Origin of the sequence: Streptomyces sp. NPDC002701 (assembly GCF_042889045.1) — a bacterium.
Lineage (GTDB): Bacteria > Actinomycetota > Actinomycetes > Streptomycetales > Streptomycetaceae > Streptomyces.
Genome location: NZ_JBIAQL010000014.1, coordinates 143683 through 165015 on the forward strand (window position 1 = coordinate 143683; position 21333 = coordinate 165015).

General features: G+C 74.3%; 17 protein-coding genes and 1 pseudogene. 13 read left to right on the top strand and 5 right to left on the bottom strand.

What is annotated here, in order from left to right; translation table 11 throughout:
- Positions 1-376: 376 nt before the first annotated feature.
- Positions 377-1753: pseudogene (locus ACFYXC_RS29580) on the top strand (FAD-dependent monooxygenase); the annotation flags it as partial.
- 114 nt (positions 1754-1867) lie between these two features.
- On the opposite strand, the gene ACFYXC_RS29585 reads toward ACFYXC_RS29580, so the two are convergent.
- Positions 1868-2536, bottom strand: coding sequence for a ScbR family autoregulator-binding transcription factor (locus ACFYXC_RS29585; RefSeq protein WP_388915846.1), 669 nt, complete (start codon positions 2534-2536; stop codon positions 1868-1870).
- Positions 2537-2697: 161 nt separating this feature from the next.
- Between ACFYXC_RS29585 and ACFYXC_RS29590 the strand changes: the two genes are divergently transcribed.
- On the top strand, positions 2698-3567 hold the full coding sequence (locus ACFYXC_RS29590) for an NAD(P)H-binding protein (RefSeq protein WP_389555001.1): 870 nt from the start codon (positions 2698-2700) through the stop codon (positions 3565-3567).
- A 56-nt stretch (positions 3568-3623) separates the two neighbouring features.
- Here ACFYXC_RS29590 and ACFYXC_RS29595 read toward each other — a convergent pair whose 3' ends face one another.
- Positions 3624-4622 carry a ScbA/BarX family gamma-butyrolactone biosynthesis protein gene (locus ACFYXC_RS29595; RefSeq protein WP_389555002.1) on the bottom strand — a complete coding sequence of 333 codons (999 nt, stop codon included), beginning with the start codon at positions 4620-4622 and terminating at the stop codon, positions 3624-3626.
- A 258-nt stretch (positions 4623-4880) separates the two neighbouring features.
- On the opposite strand from ACFYXC_RS29595, the gene ACFYXC_RS29600 reads away from it, so the two are divergent.
- From ACFYXC_RS29600 to ACFYXC_RS29635, 8 genes are all read left to right on the top strand, one after another.
- Positions 4881-5087, top strand: a complete 207-nt coding sequence (locus ACFYXC_RS29600; RefSeq protein WP_388915837.1) for an acyl-CoA carboxylase epsilon subunit — start codon at positions 4881-4883, stop codon at positions 5085-5087.
- A 380-nt stretch (positions 5088-5467) separates the two neighbouring features.
- A complete protein-coding gene (locus ACFYXC_RS29605) occupies positions 5468-6121 on the top strand; it encodes a ScbR family autoregulator-binding transcription factor (RefSeq protein WP_388915833.1) in 654 nt (217 codons plus the stop codon).
- 231 nt (positions 6122-6352) lie between these two features.
- Positions 6353-7180, top strand: coding sequence for a BTAD domain-containing putative transcriptional regulator (locus ACFYXC_RS29610; RefSeq protein WP_388915830.1), 828 nt, complete (start codon positions 6353-6355; stop codon positions 7178-7180).
- A 21-nt stretch (positions 7181-7201) separates the two neighbouring features.
- Complete coding sequence (locus ACFYXC_RS29615) at positions 7202-7846, top strand: ScbR family autoregulator-binding transcription factor (protein WP_388915827.1); 645 nt, start codon at positions 7202-7204, stop codon at positions 7844-7846.
- Between the two features lie 100 nt (positions 7847-7946).
- Entirely contained in the window at positions 7947-8735 is a 789-nt protein-coding gene (locus ACFYXC_RS29620; RefSeq protein WP_389555005.1) for an acyl carrier protein, read from the top strand.
- A 15-nt stretch (positions 8736-8750) separates the two neighbouring features.
- Positions 8751-10613, top strand: coding sequence for a beta-ketoacyl synthase N-terminal-like domain-containing protein (locus ACFYXC_RS29625; protein WP_389555006.1), 1863 nt, complete (start codon positions 8751-8753; stop codon positions 10611-10613).
- Positions 10614-10626: 13 nt separating this feature from the next.
- Entirely contained in the window at positions 10627-11457 is an 831-nt protein-coding gene (locus ACFYXC_RS29630; protein WP_388915818.1) for a 4'-phosphopantetheinyl transferase family protein, read from the top strand.
- A gap of 4 nt (positions 11458-11461) precedes the next feature.
- A complete protein-coding gene (locus ACFYXC_RS29635) occupies positions 11462-13795 on the top strand; it encodes an AAA family ATPase (RefSeq protein WP_389555008.1) in 2334 nt (777 codons plus the stop codon).
- 49 nt (positions 13796-13844) lie between these two features.
- Here the strand turns inward: ACFYXC_RS29635 and ACFYXC_RS29640 are convergent, their stop codons facing one another.
- Both ACFYXC_RS29640 and ccrA read right to left on the bottom strand, forming a co-directional pair.
- Positions 13845-15599: a 3-hydroxyacyl-CoA dehydrogenase family protein gene (locus ACFYXC_RS29640; RefSeq protein WP_389555010.1), complete on the bottom strand. Its 1755-nt coding sequence runs from the start codon at positions 15597-15599 to the stop codon at positions 13845-13847.
- Positions 15596-16948 carry a crotonyl-CoA carboxylase/reductase gene (ccrA, locus tag ACFYXC_RS29645; RefSeq protein WP_389555012.1) on the bottom strand — a complete coding sequence of 451 codons (1353 nt, stop codon included), beginning with the start codon at positions 16946-16948 and terminating at the stop codon, positions 15596-15598. The genes ACFYXC_RS29640 and ccrA overlap by 4 nt, the downstream gene beginning before the upstream one ends.
- Before the next feature lie 195 nt (positions 16949-17143).
- Here ccrA and ACFYXC_RS29650 point away from each other — a divergent pair, with 195 nt between their 5' ends.
- Together ACFYXC_RS29650 and ACFYXC_RS29655 are read left to right on the top strand one after the other, a co-directional pair.
- A complete protein-coding gene (locus tag ACFYXC_RS29650; RefSeq protein WP_388915806.1) occupies positions 17144-17914 on the top strand; it encodes a thioesterase II family protein in 771 nt (256 codons plus the stop codon).
- On the top strand, positions 17911-18930 hold the full coding sequence (locus tag ACFYXC_RS29655) for a 3-oxoacyl-ACP synthase III family protein (protein ID WP_389555014.1): 1020 nt from the start codon (positions 17911-17913) through the stop codon (positions 18928-18930). The genes ACFYXC_RS29650 and ACFYXC_RS29655 overlap by 4 nt, the downstream gene beginning before the upstream one ends.
- A 69-nt stretch (positions 18931-18999) precedes the next feature.
- Here ACFYXC_RS29655 and ACFYXC_RS29660 read toward each other — a convergent pair whose 3' ends face one another.
- Positions 19000-20043: a BTAD domain-containing putative transcriptional regulator gene (locus tag ACFYXC_RS29660; RefSeq protein ID WP_389555015.1), complete on the bottom strand. Its 1044-nt coding sequence runs from the start codon at positions 20041-20043 to the stop codon at positions 19000-19002.
- 438 nt (positions 20044-20481) lie between these two features.
- Here ACFYXC_RS29660 and ACFYXC_RS29665 point away from each other — a divergent pair, with 438 nt between their 5' ends.
- The gene (locus tag ACFYXC_RS29665) at positions 20482-21303 is read left to right on the top strand and encodes a BTAD domain-containing putative transcriptional regulator (protein ID WP_388915797.1); all 822 of its coding nucleotides are present in this window, start codon (positions 20482-20484) and stop codon (positions 21301-21303) included.
- The last annotated feature ends 30 nt before the right edge of the window (positions 21304-21333 follow it).

A 21333-nucleotide genomic window follows, 5' to 3' on the forward strand; every position in this document is an offset into this window, starting at 1 on the left:
CAGCGAACGACTGCATGATCTGGGGGCGGCCCGGACGGGCCGCGGTACGGGGGAGGGCGCTGTGCGAACGTTCACCGCCACATTCGGTGTCTCCGGCAGGGGCCGGACATCCGCTTCTCACAACCGGGCCGGTGCGCCCGAAGGGTGACCGGTCGCCGGGACTCCGGCGCGCCCGGACAGCGCGGTGCTCATCCCGCGCCCGGGAGTCCGCCACGACGGCGGCACGCGCGGGGACGGACTCCTGGCACTTCGGCCCTTCGCGCACGGATGCGTCGTCGGGCACGCGGCAGCTGCCGGCCGAGGACAAGGGGAGGTCGTAATGATGACAGGCCGTCTGCACACTCAGGTGCTTGTCGTGGGGGGAGGGCCCGTCGGCATGCTCGTCGCGGCCGAGCTGGGCGCCCAGGGAGTGCGTACCGTCGTCGTGGAGTCGCGGGCCGAGGTGTACGACGGGCCCCGGGCCACCACACTGCATGCCCGTGCGCTGCAGTCCCTGGTCAGACGCGGTTACCTGACCGAGTGCGCGGCCGGGACCGCGGAGGCGGCGGGCGATGCCGCGGCCGAGGTCACCGCGCCGTTCCACTTCGCCGGGATCCCCGGACTGTCCATCGCCGCTCCGGCCGGGGAACCGGAGCCGATCCTGAAGCGCCCGCAGGCCGAACTCGAGCACATGCTGGAGCGGCGGGCGCGGTCCGCCGGTGTCCGGATCCTGCGCGGCCACCAGGTGGTCGGGGTGCACCAGGACGAGGACCGGGTGCGGGTCACCGTCGAGGGCCCGTCGGGCGCGGTCACCTGCGTCGCGGAGTACCTGGTCGGAGCGGACGGCGCCAGGGGCACGGTGCGGGCGCAGGCGGGCATCGACGCCACGACGTACCCGGCGACGGTGTCCGCCCTGGCGGGCACCGTACGGCTGGAGGACCCCGAGGCGCTCCGGCCGGGCTGGCACCGCACCGAACGCGGCTGGATCGTCGCCAAGGCCGACCCCGAACACGGCATGCACATCAGGACGGTGAACTGGACGGGATCGTCCCCCCGGCGGAACCTGCCGCTCACCCTGGACGAGCTGCGCGACGAGACGTCCTGGATCGCCGGCCGTGACATCGGGATGCGGGACCCGCGCTGGCTCAACAGGTTCAGCGACTTCTCGCGGCTGGCCCACACCTACCGCGCGGGGCGGATCCTCCTCGCGGGGGACGCCGCCCACACGCACTTCCCGATCGGGGGGCAGGGGCTGAGCACCGGCGTGCAGGACGCCGTCAACCTCGGCTGGAAGCTCGCGCTCACCGTGCGGGGCCTCGCGGGGCAGGACCTGCTCGACACCTACGACCAGGAGCGCAGGCCCGCGGCCCAGCGGGTCATCGACAACACGCGGGCGCAGCTCGCCCTGATGCGGCCGGATCCCGAACTGGACCCGCTGCGCTCGCTGTTCACCGGGCTGCTGGCGGGGGACCGGGCGGGCGGGCACCTCGGCGACCTGATCAGCGCCCAGGACACGGTCCTGCCGCGCCGCACCGAGCGCTCCTCCGCGGGGGAAGGAAGGTTTCTGCGGAACATCGGGCTCGACACACCGCAGGGCCGCACCGACGTGGTCGACCTGCTGCGGGCGGCGGGCGGCCCCCTGCTGCTGCTCTTCGGCGAGCGGGGAAGCCGGTACGGGAGGCCGGCGCACCGCTGGGGGGACGTGGTGCGCCTCGTCCACGCGGAGCCCACGGCGGAGGTGCCGTACGACGCCCTGCTGCTACGGCCCGACGGCTACGTCGCCTGGACGTCCGGCGGTGACGGTCTGGAGGAGGCGCTGACGCTGTGGTTCGGCCACCGTGTGCTGTCCAGGGTCCCTTCGCCCCTGACGGGCGCGGGCCGGCCGGGCTCAGCCGGCGGCCGCAAGGTCCCGCTCCTGCAGCAGACCGACGATCTCCTGGTAGACCCATTCACCGCGGTCCTCGGAGAGGTCCAGCGAACCGAGCACGGACGGCACCGCCACGCTGGGGAAAAGGTGGCGTAGGAGATCCGAGGACCTGGTGCGCAGGTCCGCGTAGTCACTGACGGCCTGTGACATGGACTGGACGCCGGCGAACGTGCTGACCACGATGTCGGCGGTCACGGAGGGCACGACATGAGGCAACAGCTCACCCTGGGCCTGCCCCTTCTCCAGGTGCTGCTGGATGACGGCGCTCCAGCGCAGGAAGGGTCCGCTGCGGTCCAGGCCCTCCGCCCGCTGGTCCATCGTCAGGCGGACGCCGGCCCGCACCATGGGGTCGTTCTGCAGGCGGTAGGCGTGCAGCAGCACCACGTCCGCGACCTCCTGCAGCTTGCAGGCCCGGTCGGGGATGACGAACCGCTGGTCCTGCTCGGCGAGCACGCCCTGGGCCAGCTGGTCCTTCGACGCGAAGTGGAAGTACAGAGCCCCCTTGGTGACGCCCGCCGCGGTGAGGATGTCGGCGATGGTCGCCGACTGGTAGCCGCGCTCTTCGAAGACCCTGGCCGCAGCCGCGAGAATCGACTGTCGGGTACGGATGGCTCGGTCCTGCTTCGCCACAGTGCCGCCCCGCCTTCCTGGAAGAAATCCGTCGTCATCGAGGCCACAAAAAAACCGCTCAGTTTGTATCTTACAGCTACGTGTTCCCCCTTTGGCGAGCCGGACACGGAGAACGTCTGTAAAACCAATGGACGAAGAGTGATGGATGGGAGATAACGGCGATGATCCTCGTGACGGGAGCCACCGGAGCGATCGGACGCGAGGTGGTCCGCCGGCTTCCCGCCGACCGGGCGGTACGCATCCTGGCCAGGGACCCCTCGCTGGTCACGGGCGCGCCGGCCACGGCGGAGATCGTCGCCGGCGACTACCGGGATCCGCAGTCGCTCGGCCGGGCCATGGATGGCGTGATCCGTGCCTTTCTCGTCACCAGCCGGATCGGGGGCGACGACGACGCCCGTCTCGTCCGGAGCGCGCGGGCGGCCGGGGTGCGGCACCTGGTGAAGCTGTCCGCCGCCGCCGTCAGGGACAGCGGGGCCGACGACCTGATCACCCGGTGGCAGCGCGGCAACGAGGACCTGCTGCGCGACTGCGGGCTGGAGTGGACCCTGGTGCGGCCGCGTTCGTTCATGTCCAACACCCTGTCCTGGGCCGCCTCCCTGCGGGGGAAGCAGGTCGTACGGGCGCTGTACGGGGCGTCACCCAACGCGTGCGTGGACCCGCGGGACGTCGCGGAGGTGGTCGTCCGCGTGCTGACCGAGGACGGCCACGCGGGCAGGGTGCACACCCTGACCGGTCCTGAGCCGATCAGCGCGGTCGAACAGACGGACCAGCTGGGCCGCCTGCTGGGCCGTCCGCTGCGCTTCGAGGAGATCGGTCCGGGCGAGGCGCGGGCACAGCTGGCGCAGCGACAGCCCCCGGACGTCGTCGAGGCGCTGCTGGCCTCGGCGGAACGGCAGCGGGCCGGGGCCAAGGCGCAGGTCGAGAGCACGGTCCTGGAGCTGACGGGCCGGCCGGCCCGGCCCTTCCGTACGTGGGCCGGGGACCATCTGGAGGCGTTCGCCGCCGCGCCGGAACAGGAGGGCGGGCGGTGAGGCCCACCGGTTGCCGTGCCGCCCGGCGGCCGTGCGGGGGTACGCCGGGCGGCACGTCAGCCGGTGACCGCCGCCGCGGTCACCGTCGAGCGGAACACCTCGTGGCCGTCCTGGTGGCCGCTGACCAGCACCGTCTCCACGCCCGCAGCCGTACGGGGCAGCCGGCGCGCCTCGATGAAGCAGGGCGCGTCCAGTTCGGCGTAATGCTTGAACTCGCTGGTGAGGCCGAGCGGCATGAAGGACTCGTGTCCCAGGGTGGCGGCCGCGGCCTGGCGGGCGGCCTCGATCAGCAGCATGCCGGGTATGTGGTCGACCGGGTGGTCGAAGAGGACGGGGTGCCGGGTGTCCACCCGCAGCTGCCAGCGGTCCGCCTCGCCGATGGGGGAGAGGACCACGTCCACCGGTGACATGCGCCCGACGCCCTGCGGTGCCGCCGGCGCCGTGAGGGCGATCGGGTTGAGCGGGCCGTCCAGGACGTGGTGGCCCCGCAGGCGCCGGTAGACCGCCGGAGTGGTGCAGGTGTAGGAGAGGCTGCCCGTGGCGGCGAGGACGCCGTCGCGGCGGATCACCGCCTCGTAGCGGAGCCCGGAGAGGTTCTCGCCGCGCTTCTTGATCTCCGTGCAGGTGATGTCGAGGTCCAGGGAGGCGGGGGTGCCGCCGACCGCGAGCTGCTCCGGCTGCACCTCGACGACGAGTTCCTGCAGCAGGAACTGGTGATCGAGGGGCACACCGAACTCCGCGTGCCCCAGCAGGGTACCGACCTGCCGGATTGTTTCAGCGGCGATCAGGGGATCGTGGTGGCCCGTCTGGCTCGGTGTGAAGAAGCTGTGGCTGCGAGGCCACTGGGCGGCTACCGTGAAGTGTGCCTCGTCCGTGCGCTGCCAGTCCGTGAGCATGACCTCGGCAACTGCGGCACGGTGGACGAATTCCTTGGGCACGGTGGTGGTCAGGGCCATATGGTGAAAAGCCCCGAGGACGTTCACGGTCCGCCGCAGGCTCTCCGCCGGCGCTCCGTCGACCGGTGTGCATTCGTCGTGGAACGTGCTCACAGTCATTGATCCCCCTGGTCACGATGGTGGGAAAGAGGCTGACAGCACCTCTGGGCGTCAAAGATAGAGACCAACCGGTTTTATTTCTAGCGGTACGAGGCACTCCGTTAATCCGGAATGCGCGCGTGTGTACGCCGGCGCATTCCGCCCGTGCACTTCCGGGCCGCGCCGACGCCTCCGCGGTCGGTCGGACCGTTCTCAAGCGGAATCAGAGCCCCCCTCCAGGCCGGTGGCCGACCGTGGCCGAAGGCCAAGGAGGTGTGTGTGGGCGGACGAAGTGGAACGCGCTCCGCGTTGCGCGTGGAGCGCGGCCGGGCCGACGAGACGGAACTGGCCGCTGTCGCCGTGGTGGTGCTCGCGCTGTACGGCGGGGAGCGGCCGTGCGCGACGCCGGCGGGCCGCGGGCCCGGCGACTGGAGCGAGCCGCGGTGGCGCAGGGATTACTACCGGGCCCCCGGCGGCTGGCGATGAGACGAAGCGTATCGTGTCGCTAACGGGGCAAACATTGAAAACCGCGAGGACGGTTTGTTAATGTGGATACCCGAGGCAGGATCCCTCGGCCCGTCTCAGGAGGGACCTGACATGGCGACCTCTACTGCCCGTGCGGTGCCCCGGCTCCCGCGGAACCTCCGCCACCGGGCCGGACGCGCCCGGTCGACGACGGCGTCGGCCCCATCGGGGGCCCCGGGGCGCCCTTCCGGTCCCCGGCGACCCTCCGGACCGGACGCGCCGGAAAGCCCGCACGCGGGTGCGGCAATCCTCCCCGCAACGAACCGACGAACGACAGACGCGGCAATGACGGCACCGGGTGCCCTGTGTCATGCGGCCAGGGCCCAGCCAGGAGACGACTGATGGTCAAGCAGGAGCGGGCGCTCCGTACGCGCCAGGCACTCATCCGTGCCGGGGCGGAACTGTTCGCCAAAGAAGGATTCGTGGCCGCCTCGCTGTCGACGATCAGCAGAACGGCGGGGGTCAGCAACGGCGCCCTGCACTTCCACTTCGAGAACAAGAAGGCGTTGGCCCAGGCCGTCGAGGACGAGGCGCTGGCCACGCTGCGCCGGATCATCCAGGAGGCGCTGGACCGGGACGGGCGTGCCCTGCCGGTCCTGGTGGACGCGACGTACAGCCTGGTGAGCCGGATCGCCGACGACACCGTGGTGCGGGCCGGCTTCGAGCTGGGTGACGACCCCGGGCGCGGCGAGGGCGCCCTGCTCCGGCGGGAGTGGCAGTACTGGGTCGAGGAGATGGTGGACCGCGCGGAGCGGGACGGCTGGCTCGCCCCGGGCATCTCCGCGGACGACGCGGCGACCGCCGTCGTCGCCGCGACGGTGGGCTTCGAGGTGCTCGGCGGTGAGAACAAGGCGTGGCTCTCCGAGGGGCGGGTCAAGAGCTTCTGGAAGCTGATCCTGCCGCGTCTGACGGAGCGGCACGCGCTGGTCGGCCCGGCCTGGGCCGACCGCGGCGGGGCCGTCGTGCCGGTGCCGGGCGCCGACGACGGCACCTGAGGCCGGCCTGTTCCGCGTCCCCCGCACCCGACCGGACGGGCTGGTCGGGTGCGCGGCATGCCCTCCTCGCGGAGGTCGTCCACGAGGGCTCGAGCGGCACTCCAGTCAGTTATGAATAATAAAACAGCATGGTTGGTTTGATATTGACAAACCAACCGTCCTGTTTTTTAGTGGAGTCATGCCAGGAAGCGGCTGTGTCAGGACGACTCATGCAGGGATAGGGGAGACGGCATGGACATCGACGTTCTGGGGGCGCTGAGCGTCAGGGAGAACGGCGTATCGGTGACCCCGACGGCACCGAAACCGCGGCAGGTGCTGGCACTGCTCGCCCTTCAGGCGGACCAGGTGGTGCCGGTCAAGACGCTGATCGAGGAACTGTGGGGCGACCGGCCGCCGCGCAGCGCGCGCACCACGCTCCAGACCTACGTGCTCCAGCTCCGGGAGCTGATCTCGGTGGCTCTGGAGCGCGACCCGGAGAACACCACCCGCACCGCCAAGGACGTGCTCGTCACCCTGCCCGGCGGCTACCTGCTCAACACGTCGCAGGGCACCAGCGACGTCCGTGAGTTCGAGCGGCTGGCCGGCCTGGGCTACCGGGCCATGGACGCCGACGACTTCGCGGGCGCGGCCCGTCAGCTGCGCGACGCCCTGTCCCTGTGGACCGGGTCCGCCCTGGCCGACGTACAGACGGGCGTCCAGCTGGAGATGGAGACCAGGCGGCTGGAGGAGACCCGGCTGTGCGCGCTGGACCAGCGCATCGAGGCCGATCTGCGGCTGGGCCGCCACCGTGAACTGCTCGGCGAACTGACCGTTTTGGTCAGCCGCTACCGCACCCACGAGAACCTGCACGGCCAGTTCATGCTCGCCCTGCACCGCTCCGGCCGGCGCAGCGAGGCACTGGACGTCTACCAGCGGCTGCGCAACGCGCTGGTCCGGGAACTCGGCCTCGAACCGTCCGCGGGGCTGCGCCGGATGCAGCGCTCGATCCTCATGTCCGGTCCCGAGCCCGTCCCGACCGGTGCGCCCGCGGGCGGCGAGCGCCTCAGCCGGGTCGGGTAGCACCGGAGGGGGTGAACAGCTATGCAGGCCAGGTCGCTGCGGACGCGGCGCAGGCTGGTCCGCGCGGGGGCGCGGATGTTCGACCGGAACGGCTGTGCCAGCGCGTCACTGGAACAGATCGCGGAGTCGGCGGGCATGACCAAGGGCGCCCTCTACTTCCACTTCGGCTCCAAGGACCGGCTGGTCGATGCCGTCCAGGAGGAGGCCCACGCCGTACTGCGCGACTTCGCGCACCGGCAGCGCGAGGCCGGCGTGCCGCCCGTGCAGAGCCTCATCGACACCTCGCACTGGCTGACGCGGATGCTCCACGAGGACCCGGTGGTCCGGGCCGGCTTCCGCATCACCGACGAGTGCGTGGGGCGGCAGCCCCCGGTCGCCGACGTACGGCAGGCATGGATCGCCGAGGTGCTGCGGCTGGTCCGCCTCGCCCGCGAGGCCGGGGAACTGCGCGAGCACCTCGACGCGGGAGGGGCGGAGGCCCTGCTGTCCGCGGCCGTGTGCGGACTGGAGGTGCTGTCCGGCTCCGGTGCGTCACCCGGTGAACTCAGCAGCAGGGTCGAGGCGTTGTGGCGGTTCCTGCTGCCCTCCCTCGTCCCCGCCGAGCACGTGGGGCGCTACGACGTCCGCTCCGTGACGCTGGGCGCGCGGTCCGCCGAGGTGGCCTGACCCATGACCGTTGGTATCCCGTCCGTGTCCCGCGCGGGCCGGACGCATCTTCGAACCGTCCCTCTCCGGCCGACCGGAACGGACCCTCAGGAGCCAGACCATGTCCCATGACAGCGGCCGGACACGACCGCCCACGACGTTCGACGAGGCCCCGGCCGACCTGCTGACCGAACTCGTCGGCATGCTCGCCGTCGTCCTGCACCTCAAGCCCGACAAGATCGACCCCGACCAGACGTTCCGGTCGCTCGGCCTCGACTCGCTGCGGACCGTGGAGTTCGTCGCCACCGTCAACGCGTACTACGGCATCGCGGTCCGGCCCGACGCGCTGTTCGACCAGCCCACTCCGCTGGCCTTCGCCCGGCACGTGATCCGCGAACGGGGGAACCCGTCGGCCACCCCGCCGCTCCGCCACGGCGCGCGGCCCGCCGACCCCCCGGCGCGGGCGTCCGGACCGCCACGGCGGACCGGGGCCCCCGCGGCACGGGTGACCGGACGGCCGCAGGGCGGTGCGCCGCCCGAGCACGCCCGGCCCGGCGCCCCGGCCCGGGAGGCGGTGCTGGAGGTGCTGCGCGAGGAACTCGCCCGCATCCTGTGCTGCGACCCCTGGGACGTCAGCACCACGGACCCCTTCAACCTCCTCGGCGTGGACTCCATCCTCGGCGCGGAGTTCGTGGCGACGGTCAACGGCATCTACGGGCTGCACGAGCGTGCCGTCACGCTCTACGACCATCCCAACCTGGCGGCGATGGCCGCGCACCTCGCCTCCGTCATCCCCTCCACCGCGCCGGCCCCGGACGGGACCATGGACCTCGCGGACCTCCTCGACGCCGTGCGCGACGACCGGATCTCCGTGGACGAGGCCCTCACCCTGCTGCCCCGGCGGGCCTGAACGGACCGGTGTGCGATGGACGAACGTGAACTGCTGACCCGGTTCAAGGCCGGGACCCTCGACCGGGACCAGGCCGCCCGCCTGCTGGCGGCGGCGCGGGCCCCGGCGGCCGGGACGGACCTCGTCCGCCGGCCGCCCGCCCCGTACGCCGAGCCGCCCGCCCCGTATGCCGAGCCGCCCGGCCTGTACCCCGAGCCGGCGGCCGCGTACCCGTACCCGGAGCCGGGCACCGTGCCGCCCCCCGAGGGTTCCGTCGCGGGCCCCGTCGTGGACGACCGCTACGCCGTCGTCGGCCTCGCCGGACGCTATCCGCTCGCCCCCGACCTGCGTGCCTACTGGGAGAACGTGCGGACCGGCCGTGACACCTCCTCGGCCGTGCCCGTCGACCGGCCCGGCCTCTCCCCGGCGGCACCTGGACGGCGCGGGCACTTCCTGGACGGCGTCGCCGCCTTCGACCCCGAGTTCTTCGGCATCGCGCCCGCCGAGGCCGCCCTCATCGACCCGCAGGAACGGCTCTTCCTGGAGGTCGCCTGGGAGGCGCTGGAGGACGCGGGATGCACCGGCCCGCGACTGGACGCGCTCACCACCGCGGACGGGGAACGGCGCGCCGTGGGCGTGTTCGTCGGGGTGAGCAGCCACGACTACGCCCTGCTGGCCGCCGAGGCATGGGCCGCCGGCGCACGCGGGACGCCCCCGGACGGCGGCCACTGGGGCCTGCCGGGCCGGCTGGCCGCGCTGCTGGAGCTGACCGGGCCCGCGCAGGCCGTCGACACCGCCGAGTGTTCCGCCCTCACCGCCGTCCACCTCGCGGTCGGCGCGCTGCGGCGCGGTGAGTGCGCGGCGGCGGTCGCCGGGGGCGTCGAACTGCTGCTGCACCCCTCACGTGTCAGGGACGGCGCCGGTGAGGGCGTCGGGGCCGTGGTGCTCAAGCCCCTGCACGCGGCGCTCGCGGACGGGGACCGGGTGCACGCGCTGATCCGTGACACCGCCAGTGGCCGTGGTGCCCCGCGCGGGAACCGCCCCGGCGCCGCCGCCGCCGGGACAGGTGAGCACGAGACGCGTGGGACGACCGCGCGGCGGATCGGCTCGGCCGGGGCGGTCACCGGCATCGCGGCGCTGACCGCCGCCGTGCTGCGGGTACGGCACGAGGCGCCCGCCCCCGGGGACGGTGAGGACGCACAGACCCCGTGGCCGCGGAGTGACGACGGGACGGGAAGGCGGCTGCCGCGCACCGCCACCGTCGAGATCGAGACCGACGGCGGGTGCCGGGCCCGGGCCGTGGTGGAGGAGTACGAGGCGCCGGAACCGGCGGCCGGGCAGGACGGCGAAGAGGACACCCGCGGGGACGACGGGCCGTTCCTGCTGTCCGCGCCGACGCCCGGCCATCTGGCCGCCACCGCCCGCCGACTGGCCGACTGGCTGTCCGCGACCGTGGACGGCGGCCCCCCGGCGGACGGGCGGTCCCTGCTCGCGGGCGTCGCGCGTGCCCTGCGCACCGGACGGGCCGCCATGCCGTGCCGCCTCGCGGTGCGCGCCCCGGACGTACCCCGGCTCGTCGCCGTGCTGCGGCGCCACGCGGACACCGCGGCCGGCGGGGACGAGGCGGACACGGCCGATCTGCGCGCGGGCGGAGCCGATCCGCTGGGCCTGAACGACGTCCCCGAGACCCGTGACTACCTCGCCGCCCTGTGGCGCGCGGGCCGGCACGAGCAGCTGACCCGGCTCTGGCTGGGCGGCGTCGACGTCGACTGGGTCGCGCTGGAGGCCGCGTCGCCGCACGGGGCGCCGGCCGAGCCGCCGCCGTCCGTCCTGCTGCGCCGGCCGCTGTGGCTGGACCGGGCCCCCGCGGACGGCGCCCGGACGGAGCAGGCCCCATGACCGAGGAGACCCCATGACCGAGGAGGCCCTGGCCCCCGGCCCCCCGGCCACCGAGGCGCAATCCGAGCCCGTGAAGCTGTGGTTCTGTCCGAACGACGAGCTGGCGCCGGGCATCGCCGCGACCCTGGCACGGCACTGGATGGACGAACACGAGCAGGAGATCGCCGGCCGGTTCCTCTTCGAACGCGACCGGCGCCAGTACCTCGTCGCGCACACGCTCGTACGGCGGGTACTGGCCCTGGAGAGCGGGCTGCCGGAGGCCGAGGCCGTCATCTGGCGGTCCTCCCGGGGCCGGCCGTTCCTGCAGAAGCCGCCGGACGGACTGCCGCGCGGTGGCCGGGAGCTGGACTTCAACCTCTCGCACGCGGGCGGCCACAACCTGCTCGGCGTGGTGCGACGGCACCGCATCGGTGTGGACGTGGAACGCCTCGACCGCGGCGACCAGGGCTTCGACGCGATCGTGGAGACGTTCGCCGCGCCGGAACGGGACTGGGTGGCGCAGGCGGCGCCCGGCCGGCCCCGCGACCGGCGGCTGCTGCGGCTGTGGACGCTGAAGGAGGCGTACGCCAAGGCGCGCGGCCTCGGTCTCGGCCTGCCCTTCGACGAGTTCTCCTTCACGCTGGCCGAGGACCGCGGTGTCCTCGGGTTCCGGCCGCCCGGGAACGACACCGAGCGGCGGTGGCGGTTCGTCGAACTGGAGCCGGTGCCCGATGTGCTGGTCGCGGTGGCCGTCCTGGCCGACACCGACGCGGCGCCCGTCCTCCAGCTGCACCACGGTTTCCCGTGGGGCCGGTCCGCCCCACGGCTGGTGGTCCTGCCCGATCCGGTGCTGATATCGGGGTGAGCGGATGGCAACGGCAGTGAGGCTGGTCCAGCGGGACGGTGAACTCCGGCTGCTGGAGGACCTGTTGACGGACGCCCGGCAGGGGCGCGGGAGCGCCGCCGTGCTCACGGGCAGCCCCGGCACCGGCAAGAGCGCCGTGCTGCGGACCCTGGCCGCCCGGGCCACCGACGCGGGCGCGCTGGTGCTGAGCGCGTGCGCCACCGAAGCGGAGACGGACCTGCCGCTCGGTGTGGTGGGCCAGCTCCTCAGCGGTACCACGAGCGCCCTGGGCACCGCGGCGGGCGGGACCGGCCCCGGCGGTGGGAACCGGCCCGAGGCGCTGCACGACGCGCTGCGCTCGCTCGGCGCCGGCCGGCCCCTGGTCGTGACCGTGGACGACGTCCACCACACCGACGAGCCCTCCGCGCGCTGCCTGCTGTACCTGTGCGGGCGGCTGACCGCGGCCGGCGTACTGGTGGTGCTGGCGGGGCGCCCGCAGGCGGCGCCGTCGCTGCCGCTGGGCGAGGTCCTGCGGCATCCGCGCTGTGTGCCCGTACCCCTGCGCACGCTGTCCGAGGACGGGGTCGCGGAGTTCCTGCGCGTCCATCCGGCGGGTGCCGTGGACCCGGCGGCGGCCGGGCGGCAGGCTCCCGACTGGCACCGCTTCACCGGCGGCAACCCCCGGCTGCTGCACGGCCTGCTGGCCGACCACCGGGAGTGCGGGCCGGTGCGTCCCGCCCGGCCCGTCGCCGGTACCGCCTTCCGGCGGGCCGTCGCGGGCTGCCTGCCGGGCCCGCGGAGCGAGGTCACGCGGACCGCGCACGCCCTGGCCGTGCTCGCGGACCAGGCCACCCTGACGGTGCTCGCCCGGTTCCTCGGCGTGCCCGAACGGGCCGTGGGCCCGTGCCTGGCGGAACTCGCGGCGACCGGGCTGCTCGACGCGGGCCGGCTGCGGCACCAGGGGGTGAGCGCCGCCGTGCTGGGGACGCTGTCCGCGAAGGAGGGTGCCCGGCTGCACGCCCGCGCGGCCCGGGTGCTCTACGACGCCGGCGCCGAACCGCCCGCCGTGGCCCGCCACCTCGTCGCCGCCGACGCCGCCCGGGCCGCGGACGGCGGCGCGGCGGGCGCCCCGCCCTGGGCCGTCCCGCTGCTGGCCGAGGCGGCGCGGCAGGCGATGCCGGCCGGGCAGGCGCGCCGCGCCGCCGAGTTCCTGCGGACCGCCCACCGTCTCCAGGACGGCGGACGGTGGCCGGACGGCATGCTGCTCACGCTCACCCGGGCCGAGTGGGAGAGCGACCCGGCGTCCGTCATCCGTCATCTGCCCGCCCTGGAACGCGACCTCGCCGGACGGCGCCCGGACGACGCACGCTGGACGGAAGCGGCGGGCCTGCTGCTGTGGCACGGCCGGTACGAACCGGTGGCCGGGGCCGTGGCGGACGCGTCGGCCGGCGCATCGGCCGGCGCGCCGGTCCGGGAGGTGCGGGCCGCGCTCGGCCAGCTGCGTCCGGGCGCCGTCCCGGGAACGGGGGCGCCGGGGGCCGACGCGGTCGAACGGGTGCTGGAGTCGGTCGTGCACGGCCTCGCGCCGCCGCCCTCCGTACCCGCCCTGCTCCTTGCCCTGCTGTCCGCCGGGGAGACGGACCGGGCCGCGCAGTGGTGCGAGCTGACGGCCGGCCCGGACCCGGCCGCCGCCACACCGGCCCGGCAGGCCGTCGCGGCGGCGCTGGCCGCCGTGCTGCACGTCCGTACCGGCCTGTACGAGGCCGGGGCCCGGCACGCGGCGCGGGCGCTGGCCCTGCTGTCGCCCGCGGCCTGGGGGGTGGCCGTGGGCGTGCCGCTGGCCGCGGCCGTGCGGGCGGCGACCGCCCGGCAGGCGCACGACCGGGCGGCGGGGCTGCTGGACGTCCCGGTGCCGGAGACCATGTTCACCACCCGTGCCGGGCTGCACTATCTGCTGGCCAGGGGCGGTCATCTGCTGGCCGTCGGACGGGCGCGGACCGCGCTCGCCGACTTCCACGCCTGCCGCGACCTGCTGGCGGACTGGGGCGAGGAGGAGCGGGACGGGCTCGACTGGCGGACGCCCGCCGACGAGGCGCTGCGCCGGCTGGGGGACGCCCCGGACGGCGACCCGGTCGCCGCGCTCACCCGGGCCGAGCGGCGCGTCGTGCTGCTCGCCGCGGCCGGCTGCACGAACCGGGCCATCGCCGCCCGCCTGTACGTCACGCCCAGCACGGTCGAGCAGCACCTCACCCACGTCTACCGCAAGCTGCGCGTGCGCTCGCGCGGCGACCTGGCGCAACTGATCGGTGCCCGTGCCGCCGGGCCGGCCGACACCGCGCCGTGGACGGAGACGCCGTAGGCGGGGACGCCGTAGACGGAGACAGCGCCGGGGACGGGTTCGGGGCCGGTCAGCGGGTGGCCGCCGCGGTGCGCAGGCCCCGGCGGTTCTTGCGGCCGAGCAGCCCGGCGGACACCAGCTCGGCGAGTGCGCCGGAGGGCACGTGCTCCGGCGTCTCGAAGCGCTCGTACAGGCGGTGCTGGATGGCGTGGGAGACGTCCAGGCCGATGGTGTCCAGCAGCGCGAACGGGCCCATGGGGTAGCCGAATCCGCGCTCCACGGCGGCGTCCGTCCGCTCCAGGACCCGGTCGTCGGCGCCGGGGCGGTCGAGCAGGGCCAGGGCCGCGCCGAGGTAGGGGAACAACAGGCTGTTGACGATGAAGCCGGTGCGGTCGGGGCACTCCACCACGATCCTGCCGAGCCCGCGGCAGAAGGCCCGGGCGGTGGCGAGCGTGCCGGGGGCCGTGGCGGGGGCGTGCGCCAGCTCCACCAGCCGCATGACCGGGGCCGGGTTGAAGAAGTGCAGGCCGACGACGTCGGCGGGCCGGCCGGACGCCTCGGCGCAGGCGGCCACCGACAGACTGGAGGTGGTGGTCGTCAGCACGGTGTGCGGGGCGCAGGTCTCGCCCAGGGCGGCGAACACCGCCCGTTTGACGTCCGGGTCCTCGGCGACCGCCTCGATCACCAGGTCGCAGTCGGCGAGCGCGGCGAGGCCGGCGGCGGCCCGCAGCCGGCCCAGCGCCGCTTCGCGGGCCTCCGGTGTCAGCCGGCCCCGCCGCACTCCCCGGGTGAAGGAGTCGGCGACGGACCCGAGAGCGGCCTCCGCCTTCGCCGCGCTGCGCGCGACCAGAACGGTGGGGTGGCCGGCCAGGGCGGTGACCTCGGCGATGCCCCGGGCCATGGCGCCCGAGCCGAGGACGCCGACCCGGCCCACGGGCCCGGCACCGGTCTCGTCCGGCGCCTCGGCCCGTTCCCGGACCTGGGCGCCGGTCTCGTCGTAGGAGTAGAAGCCGCTGCCGGACTTACGGCCCAGACGCCGGGCCGAGACCATCCGGCTGAGCAGCGGCGCGGGTTCGAAGGCGGCGTCGCCGGTGCGTCGCCACAGGTCCGTCAGGGCGCTGTGGGCGGTGTCGATGCCGATGCGGTCCAGCGTCTCCAGCGGCCCGGCGGGCAGTCCGCAGCCCAGGCGCATCGCCGTGTCGATGTCCTGGTGGGAGGCGTAGCCCTCGGAGCACAGGACGACCGCCCGGTTCAGCAGCCCGTACACCAGGGCGGCGGCGTCGGCGGCGGGGCCCGCGCCGACCTCGACCTCGGTGAGCCCCGCCTCCGTCACCAGGGCGCGGACGGCGGCGGCCGCCTCCGCGGAGGTGAGGGAGGTCGGTACGGGCTCGGCCGGACCGCCGGGGGAGGGCGGGGTGAACAGGCGCAGTCCGACGAGGTCGGCGGGGCGCCCGCAGGCGATGGCCAGCCGGGCGACGGGCAGGGCCGCCGTGGTGGTGACCAGCGGCGTGCCGGGCGGGCAGACGTCGGCGATGCGGCGCAGGACCTCCGTCTTCACGGCCCGGTCCTCGACGACGGCCTCGACGACGGGGCCGGCGCCGCGCAGGTGGGTGAGGTCGTCGGTGAGGAGGGGTTCCGGTGCCCCGGCGGGGGCGGCCGTCGCCTTCAGGCGGGCGCCGACCCGGGCGAGTACGTCGAGGTCGGTGTCCACGCCGACGACACGGCGGCCCGCCGCGTGCAGCAGGAGCAGCAGCGCCTCGCCGACGGAGCCGAGGCCGACGATGCCGATCGGCGCGGCGGGGGTGCGCGGGGTCTGCTGGGTCATGAGGTCGGAGCCTGCCCTTCGCGGAAGCGGTTGATGGCGCCGAGGTGTCGGGCGCGCAGAGCGTGGTCGGTGACACCGAGGCCCTCCTCGGGGGCCAGGCACAGCACGCCGACCTTGCCCTGGTGGAGGTTGCGGTGCACGTCGTGGGCGGCCTGCCCGGTCTCCTCCAGGCGGTACACCTTGGAGAGCGTCGGGTGGATCCTGCCCTTGACGACGAGCCGGTTGGCCTCCCACGCCTCGCGGTAGTTGGCGAAGTGGGAGCCGATGATCCGCTTCAGGGACATCCACAGGTAGCGGTTGTCGTACTCGTGCCGGAAACCGGACGTCGAGGCGCAGGTGACGATCGTGCCGCCCTTGCGGGTGACGTAGACGGAGGCGCCGAAGGTCTCGCGGCCCGGGTGCTCGAAGACGATGTCGACGTCCTCGCCGCCGGTCAGTTCACGGATGCGCTTGCCGAAGCGCTTCCACTCCCGGGGGTCCTGGTTCTGCTCGTCCTTCCAGAACCGGTAGTCCTCGGCGTTTCGGTCGATGACCGCCTGCGCGCCCATCGCCCGGCAGATCCCGGCCTTCTGCTCGCTGGAGACGACACACACCGGGTTGGCTCCGCCGGCCAGCGCCAACTGCGTGGCGTAGGAGCCGAGTCCGCCGCTCGCGCCCCAGATCAGGACGTTGTCGCCCTGCTTCATCTGGGCGCCGTTGCGGGACACCAGCTGCCGGTACGCGGTGGAGTTGACCAGGCCGGGCGACGCGGCCTCCTCCCAGCTGAGGTGACCCGGTTTGGGCATCAGCTGGTTGGACTTGACCAGGGCGAGCTCCGCGAGGCCGCCGAAGTTCGTCTCGAAGCCCCAGATGCGCTGCTCGGGGTCGAGCATCGTGTCGCCGTGGCCGTCGGACGACTCCAGTTCCACCGACAGGCAGTGCGCCACCACCCGGTCGCCCGGCTTCCACCGGTTCACCCCCGGACCGGTGCGCAGCACCACTCCGGCCAGGTCGGAGCCGAGCACGTGATAGGGCAGGTCGTGGCGGGCGGCATGCGGCGACAGCCGGGCGTAGCGCTCCAGGAACCCGAACGTCGGCAGCGGTTCGAAGACGGACGACCAGACGGTGTTGTAGTTCACCGACGACGCCATCACCGCCACCAGCGCCTCACCGGGCCCGGGCAGCGGCACCGGCACCCGCTGGACGTGCAGTGACTTCCGTGGGTCCTTGTCCCGGGAGGCCATGCCCTCGAACATGGCCACGTCCTCGCGGCGCACCACCGCGCCCCGGTACGACTCCGGCAGCGGCAGCGCGGCGAAGTCCTCCGACGAGGCGTCACCACTGGCGACGGCACTGATGATCTCGTCCATGTGAGTTCCCGGTCCTCTCGACACGGCTGCGCGACTGCACCCCGGACAGCAGCGTGGAACACCGGGCCGCCGCCCGGGCACCCCAGACCACCCCCGGTGTTCGCCCGCCCCGGTTCCAGGGGGAGGACAGGGGAGTCCCCGGGGCCCCGCCGGCGCGCATGCTGGTTCGCGCACGCCAGGCCCTTAGGAGAGCTCATGACCGGAACACCCGGCGACAGCCCTTGGTGCAGGATCTTCCACCCGGCACCGCAGGCACCCGTACGCCTGGTCTGCCTGCCGCACGCCGGTGGTTCGGCCGGCTTCTACTTCCCCCTGGCTCGCGCCCTGGCCCCCCGGGCCGAGGTACTGGCCGTGCAGTACCCGGGCCGGCAGGACCGGCGCGGCGAGCCGGCCGCCACCGACCTGGAGACCCTCGCCGACCGGATCGCCGAGGAACTCCTGCCGCTGACCGACCGCCCCTACGCGCTGTTCGGGCACAGCATGGGCGCGGTCGTCGCGTTCGAGGCGGCCCGCCGCCTGGAGGCCGCCGGCCACGCGCCCGCGGAACTGTTCGTCTCCGGGCGCCGCGCCCCCTCGCTGCACCGTGACGACGACCCGCAGCCGGCCACCGACGACGAGGTCGTCGCCGAGATACGGGCCCTGAACGGCACCGGCAGCACCCTGCTGGAGGACCCGGACACCCTGCGCATGATCCTGCCCGCGCTGCGCGCCGACTACCGGGCCCTGGGCCGCTACCGCTACCGGCCGGGTGCCCCGCTGGACTGCCCCGTCACCGCGTTCACCGGCGACCGCGACCCCAAGGCGTCGGTCGACGAGGTGCGGGCCTGGCACACGCACACCACGGCCGGCTTCGCCCTGCACGTGCTGGCCGGCGGCCACTTCTTCCTCGCCGACCGGCAGGCGGAGATGACCGGGCTCCTGACGGAGCGTCTGGACCGGTTCGCCGCACCCGCGGTCGCGTCATGACCGTGTACGCGCCGGCCCTCGGCGGGCTCGGCGTCCTGGGCACCGGCTCCTACCTCCCCGAGCGGGTGGTGAGCAACGAGACGGTCGCGGCGCCGGCCGGCGTGAGCGCCGAGTGGATCGAGCGCCGCACGGGCATCGTGGAGCGCCGCTACGCCGCCGATCACGAGGCGGCGTCCGACCTGGCCGCCGCGGCGGCCGTCCGGGCGCTGGACGACGCCGGGGCGCGGCCCGAGGACCTCGCCTGGATCATCGTGGCGACCTCGACACCGGACCATCCGCAGCCCGCCACCGCCGCCTTCCTCCAGCACCGGCTGGGCGCCCACGGCGCCGCGGCCTTCGACGTCAACGCCGTGTGCGCCGGGTTCGTGGCCGCCCTGCACACCGGGACCCGGCTGCTCGCGTCCGACGGGGACGGCGGCGGACGCCGGCTGGCCCTGGTCGTCGGCACCGAGGTGTACTCGCGGATCATCGACCCGGGCGACCGCAGGACCGCGCCGCTGTTCGGCGACGGCGCGGGGGCGGTGGTGGTCGGGCCGGTCCGCGAGGGCCGCGGCTTCCTCGGCACGGGCATGCGCACCGACGGACGGCTGCACGAGCTGATCGGGGTCCACGCGGGCGGCAGCAGACTGCCCGCCTCCGAGAAGACCGTGGCCCGCGGCGACCACTGGTTCCGGATGCGGGGCCGCGAGGTGCGGGAGTTCGTCGAGCGGGAGCTGCCGCGGGAGGTCGCCGGCACGCTGGCGGCGTTCGGGGTGGCGGCGGCCGACGTCGACCACTTCGTGCCGCACCAGGCCAACGGGGAGATGCTGCGCGGTGTCGTCGGGCACCTGGGACTGACCTCGGCCCGGGTGCACCTGCCGGTGGACCGGCACGGGAACACGGGCGCCGCCTCCATCCCGCTCGCCCTCGACCATGCCCGCCGCGGCGGGGAGCCGCGCGACGGCGAACTGGTGCTGATGGCCGGGTTCGGCGGCGGGATGACCCTGGGGACGACGCTGCTGCGCTGGGGACGCTGACGGCCGGCCGCCCGGACAGGGGGGCCGGACAGGAGGCCGGCCCAGGGAGGGCCGGCTCCGGCCCGCCGGTCAGGGCGTGACGTGCCGGGGCGGACTCTGCGGGAGCCGGGCGACCATCGTGTCGTAGCGGCGTACGAGGTCCTCCTGGGAACGGTTCAGTTCGTCGATGCGCCACTGCAGTCGGGCGATCTCGCCACCGAGCTCCAGCGCCTCCGTCAGGGTCGAGGGCTCGCCCCGGGGAAGCTGCGGGGCCGGGGCCGACAGGTCGGGGGCGTGGTGGAGGATCGCCTCCATCCGGGCACGCAGCGCCGGGCCCGGCTCGATGCCGAGCGCGTCCACCAGGCGCCGCCGGGCCCGCTCGTAGACGCCGAGCGCCTCGGCCTGCCGGCCGCCGCGGTACATCGCGACCATCAGCAGGTCGTAGAACCGCTCGCGCAGCGGATGGTCGACGGTCAGCTTCTCCAGCTCGCCGGTGATCTGGCCGTGCCGGCCGCAGCGCAGGCTCGCCTCGTACAGCGCCTCCAGGGCCGCCAGCCGGTGTTCCTCCAGCCGGTCCGCCTCACCCGCGCAGATCGGGCCGTACCGGCTGTCCTGGAGGGCGGGGCCGCGCCACAGGGACAGGGCGTGCCGCAGCAGCCGGACCGCGTGCCGCGGGTCGGCCGAGACCGCCGCCCGGCCCCGGTCGGACAGACGGTGGAAACGCTGGACGTCGGTGGTGGCGGGCCCGAGGCTCAGCAGATAACCGGTCGGCAGCGTGCTGATCCACTCATGGCCGTCCGCGCTCCCGCCCGGTTCGGGCAGCAGCCGCCGCAGCCGGGCCACATGGGCCTGCAGGGCGTTGCCGGCGTTCGTCGGCGGGTGGTCGCCCCACAGCTCCTCGGTGAGCCGGTCGGCGGACAGCAGCCGGTCGGCGTGCAGGACGAGCGCCGACAGCAGGGCGCGCTGCTTGGAGCCCGGGGGCACGATGCCGGCGCCCGTCGCGCCGTCGTGCAGTTCCACCGGGCCCAGCAGCCGGAACTCCGTCTCCCCGGCGGCCTCGGGCCCCGCCGGCGGACCGCCGTCGGCGCCGGCGGGCCACGCGGTCGGTACGGCACCGTCCGGTGGGCGATCCATGGGGGCTCCCTCGTCGGTCGGCGGGTCGGCGGACAGCTGGGTCGGCGGACAAGTGGGTCGGTGGGCCGATGGGGCGATGGGGCGGCGGGCCGGTCGTGCGGTGCGGGCCGGTCGTCCCGCGGGGTCGTCCCGCGGGGTGGTCCGGCCGAAAACCGGAGGGTCGTAATCCGGTCCGACGGCGCTCCGGTGGCAAGGGCGGACTCTTCGGACGATAGCCGCCGAACGGCATCGGCGCCGGTGCCCGCGAGTGCCGCTCCAGCGGTCGTGAAACCGTTCTTGAGCAGGGCGTCGCCAGGTGAAGGGCCCGCGTGTGCAGAGTCGCTCGAACGCCACTAAAGATGTCGAGGGGTACGGCGCGAACCGGGCTAGCTTGCTTCACGGCCGACGGCTTTGAGCCACGAGGGGCCTCGACCACTCCAACCGGTACGGGAGGAAACCGTGGAGATACAGGTTCTGGGTCCGTTGCGCGCCGACGTCAACGGGGTCTCGATCGTTCCGACTGCGGGCAAGCCGAGGCAGATCCTCGCGCTGCTCGCCTTCTATCCGGGCCGGGTCATGCCCGTGCCCACGCTCATGGAGGAGATCTGGGGCACCAACATGCCGCAGAGCGCCATGACGACCATGCAGACGTACATACTCCAGCTGCGCCGCCGCCTCGGCACCGCCATGGGACCCGACGTCCCCGGCCGGGCCAAGGAGGTCCTCGCCACCCGGCACGGCGGGTACCTGCTCCAGGTCCCGCCGGAGAGCGTCGACGTCCACCGCTACGAGCAGCTCGTGACGGCCGGCCAGGCCGCCTTCGAGGAGGCGCGGGACGACCGGGCCGCCGACCTGTTCCGGGACGCCCTCGCCCTGTGGCAGGGGCCGGCGCTGGTCGACGTCCGGGTGGGGCCGATCCTGGAGATCGAGGTCATGCGGCTGGAGGAGAGCCGTCTCGGCACCATAGAGCGGCGCATCGACGCCGACCTCAGGCTCGGCCGGCACGCCGAACTCATCGCCGAGCTGACCGACCTGATCGCCCGTCACCCGCAGCACGAGGGCCTGCACTCCCAGGCCATCGTCGCGCTGTACCGTTCCGGCCGGCAGGCCACCGCACTGGACGTCTACCGCCGGCTGCGCGGCCGGCTCATCGAGGACCTGGGCGTGGAGCCGTCGCCGCAACTGCAGCGGCTGCACCAGGCGATGCTCACCGTCGACCCCGCCCTCGACGTGGTCTGCGGGCCGCGCCGTACCTCCACCTTCAACCTGTACGCCGCCTGAGTCCGAGTACGGCTCGAGGCGCGCGCACGA

What these genes read in the sequence shown, in the direction of transcription:
- ACFYXC_RS29660 (WP_389555015.1), bottom strand. Translation starts at nt 20,043, where the DNA reads ATGGATCGCCCACCGGACGGTGCCGTACCGACCGCGTGGCCCGCCGGC.
- ACFYXC_RS29605 (WP_388915833.1), top strand. Translation starts at nt 5,468, where the DNA reads ATGGTCAAGCAGGAGCGGGCGCTCCGTACGCGCCAGGCACTCATCCGT.
- ACFYXC_RS29640 (WP_389555010.1), bottom strand. Translation starts at nt 15,599, where the DNA reads ATGACCCAGCAGACCCCGCGCACCCCCGCCGCGCCGATCGGCATCGTC.
- ACFYXC_RS29615 (WP_388915827.1), top strand. Translation starts at nt 7,202, where the DNA reads ATGCAGGCCAGGTCGCTGCGGACGCGGCGCAGGCTGGTCCGCGCGGGG.
- ACFYXC_RS29625 (WP_389555006.1), top strand. Translation starts at nt 8,751, where the DNA reads ATGGACGAACGTGAACTGCTGACCCGGTTCAAGGCCGGGACCCTCGAC.
- ACFYXC_RS29635 (WP_389555008.1), top strand. Translation starts at nt 11,462, where the DNA reads ATGGCAACGGCAGTGAGGCTGGTCCAGCGGGACGGTGAACTCCGGCTG.
- ACFYXC_RS29590 (WP_389555001.1), top strand. Translation starts at nt 2,698, where the DNA reads ATGATCCTCGTGACGGGAGCCACCGGAGCGATCGGACGCGAGGTGGTC.
- ACFYXC_RS29595 (WP_389555002.1), bottom strand. Translation starts at nt 4,622, where the DNA reads ATGACTGTGAGCACGTTCCACGACGAATGCACACCGGTCGACGGAGCG.
- ACFYXC_RS29630 (WP_388915818.1), top strand. Translation starts at nt 10,627, where the DNA reads ATGACCGAGGAGGCCCTGGCCCCCGGCCCCCCGGCCACCGAGGCGCAA.
- ccrA (WP_389555012.1), bottom strand. Translation starts at nt 16,948, where the DNA reads ATGGACGAGATCATCAGTGCCGTCGCCAGTGGTGACGCCTCGTCGGAG.
- ACFYXC_RS29620 (WP_389555005.1), top strand. Translation starts at nt 7,947, where the DNA reads ATGTCCCATGACAGCGGCCGGACACGACCGCCCACGACGTTCGACGAG.
- ACFYXC_RS29610 (WP_388915830.1), top strand. Translation starts at nt 6,353, where the DNA reads ATGGACATCGACGTTCTGGGGGCGCTGAGCGTCAGGGAGAACGGCGTA.
- ACFYXC_RS29655 (WP_389555014.1), top strand. Translation starts at nt 17,911, where the DNA reads ATGACCGTGTACGCGCCGGCCCTCGGCGGGCTCGGCGTCCTGGGCACC.
- ACFYXC_RS29650 (WP_388915806.1), top strand. Translation starts at nt 17,144, where the DNA reads ATGACCGGAACACCCGGCGACAGCCCTTGGTGCAGGATCTTCCACCCG.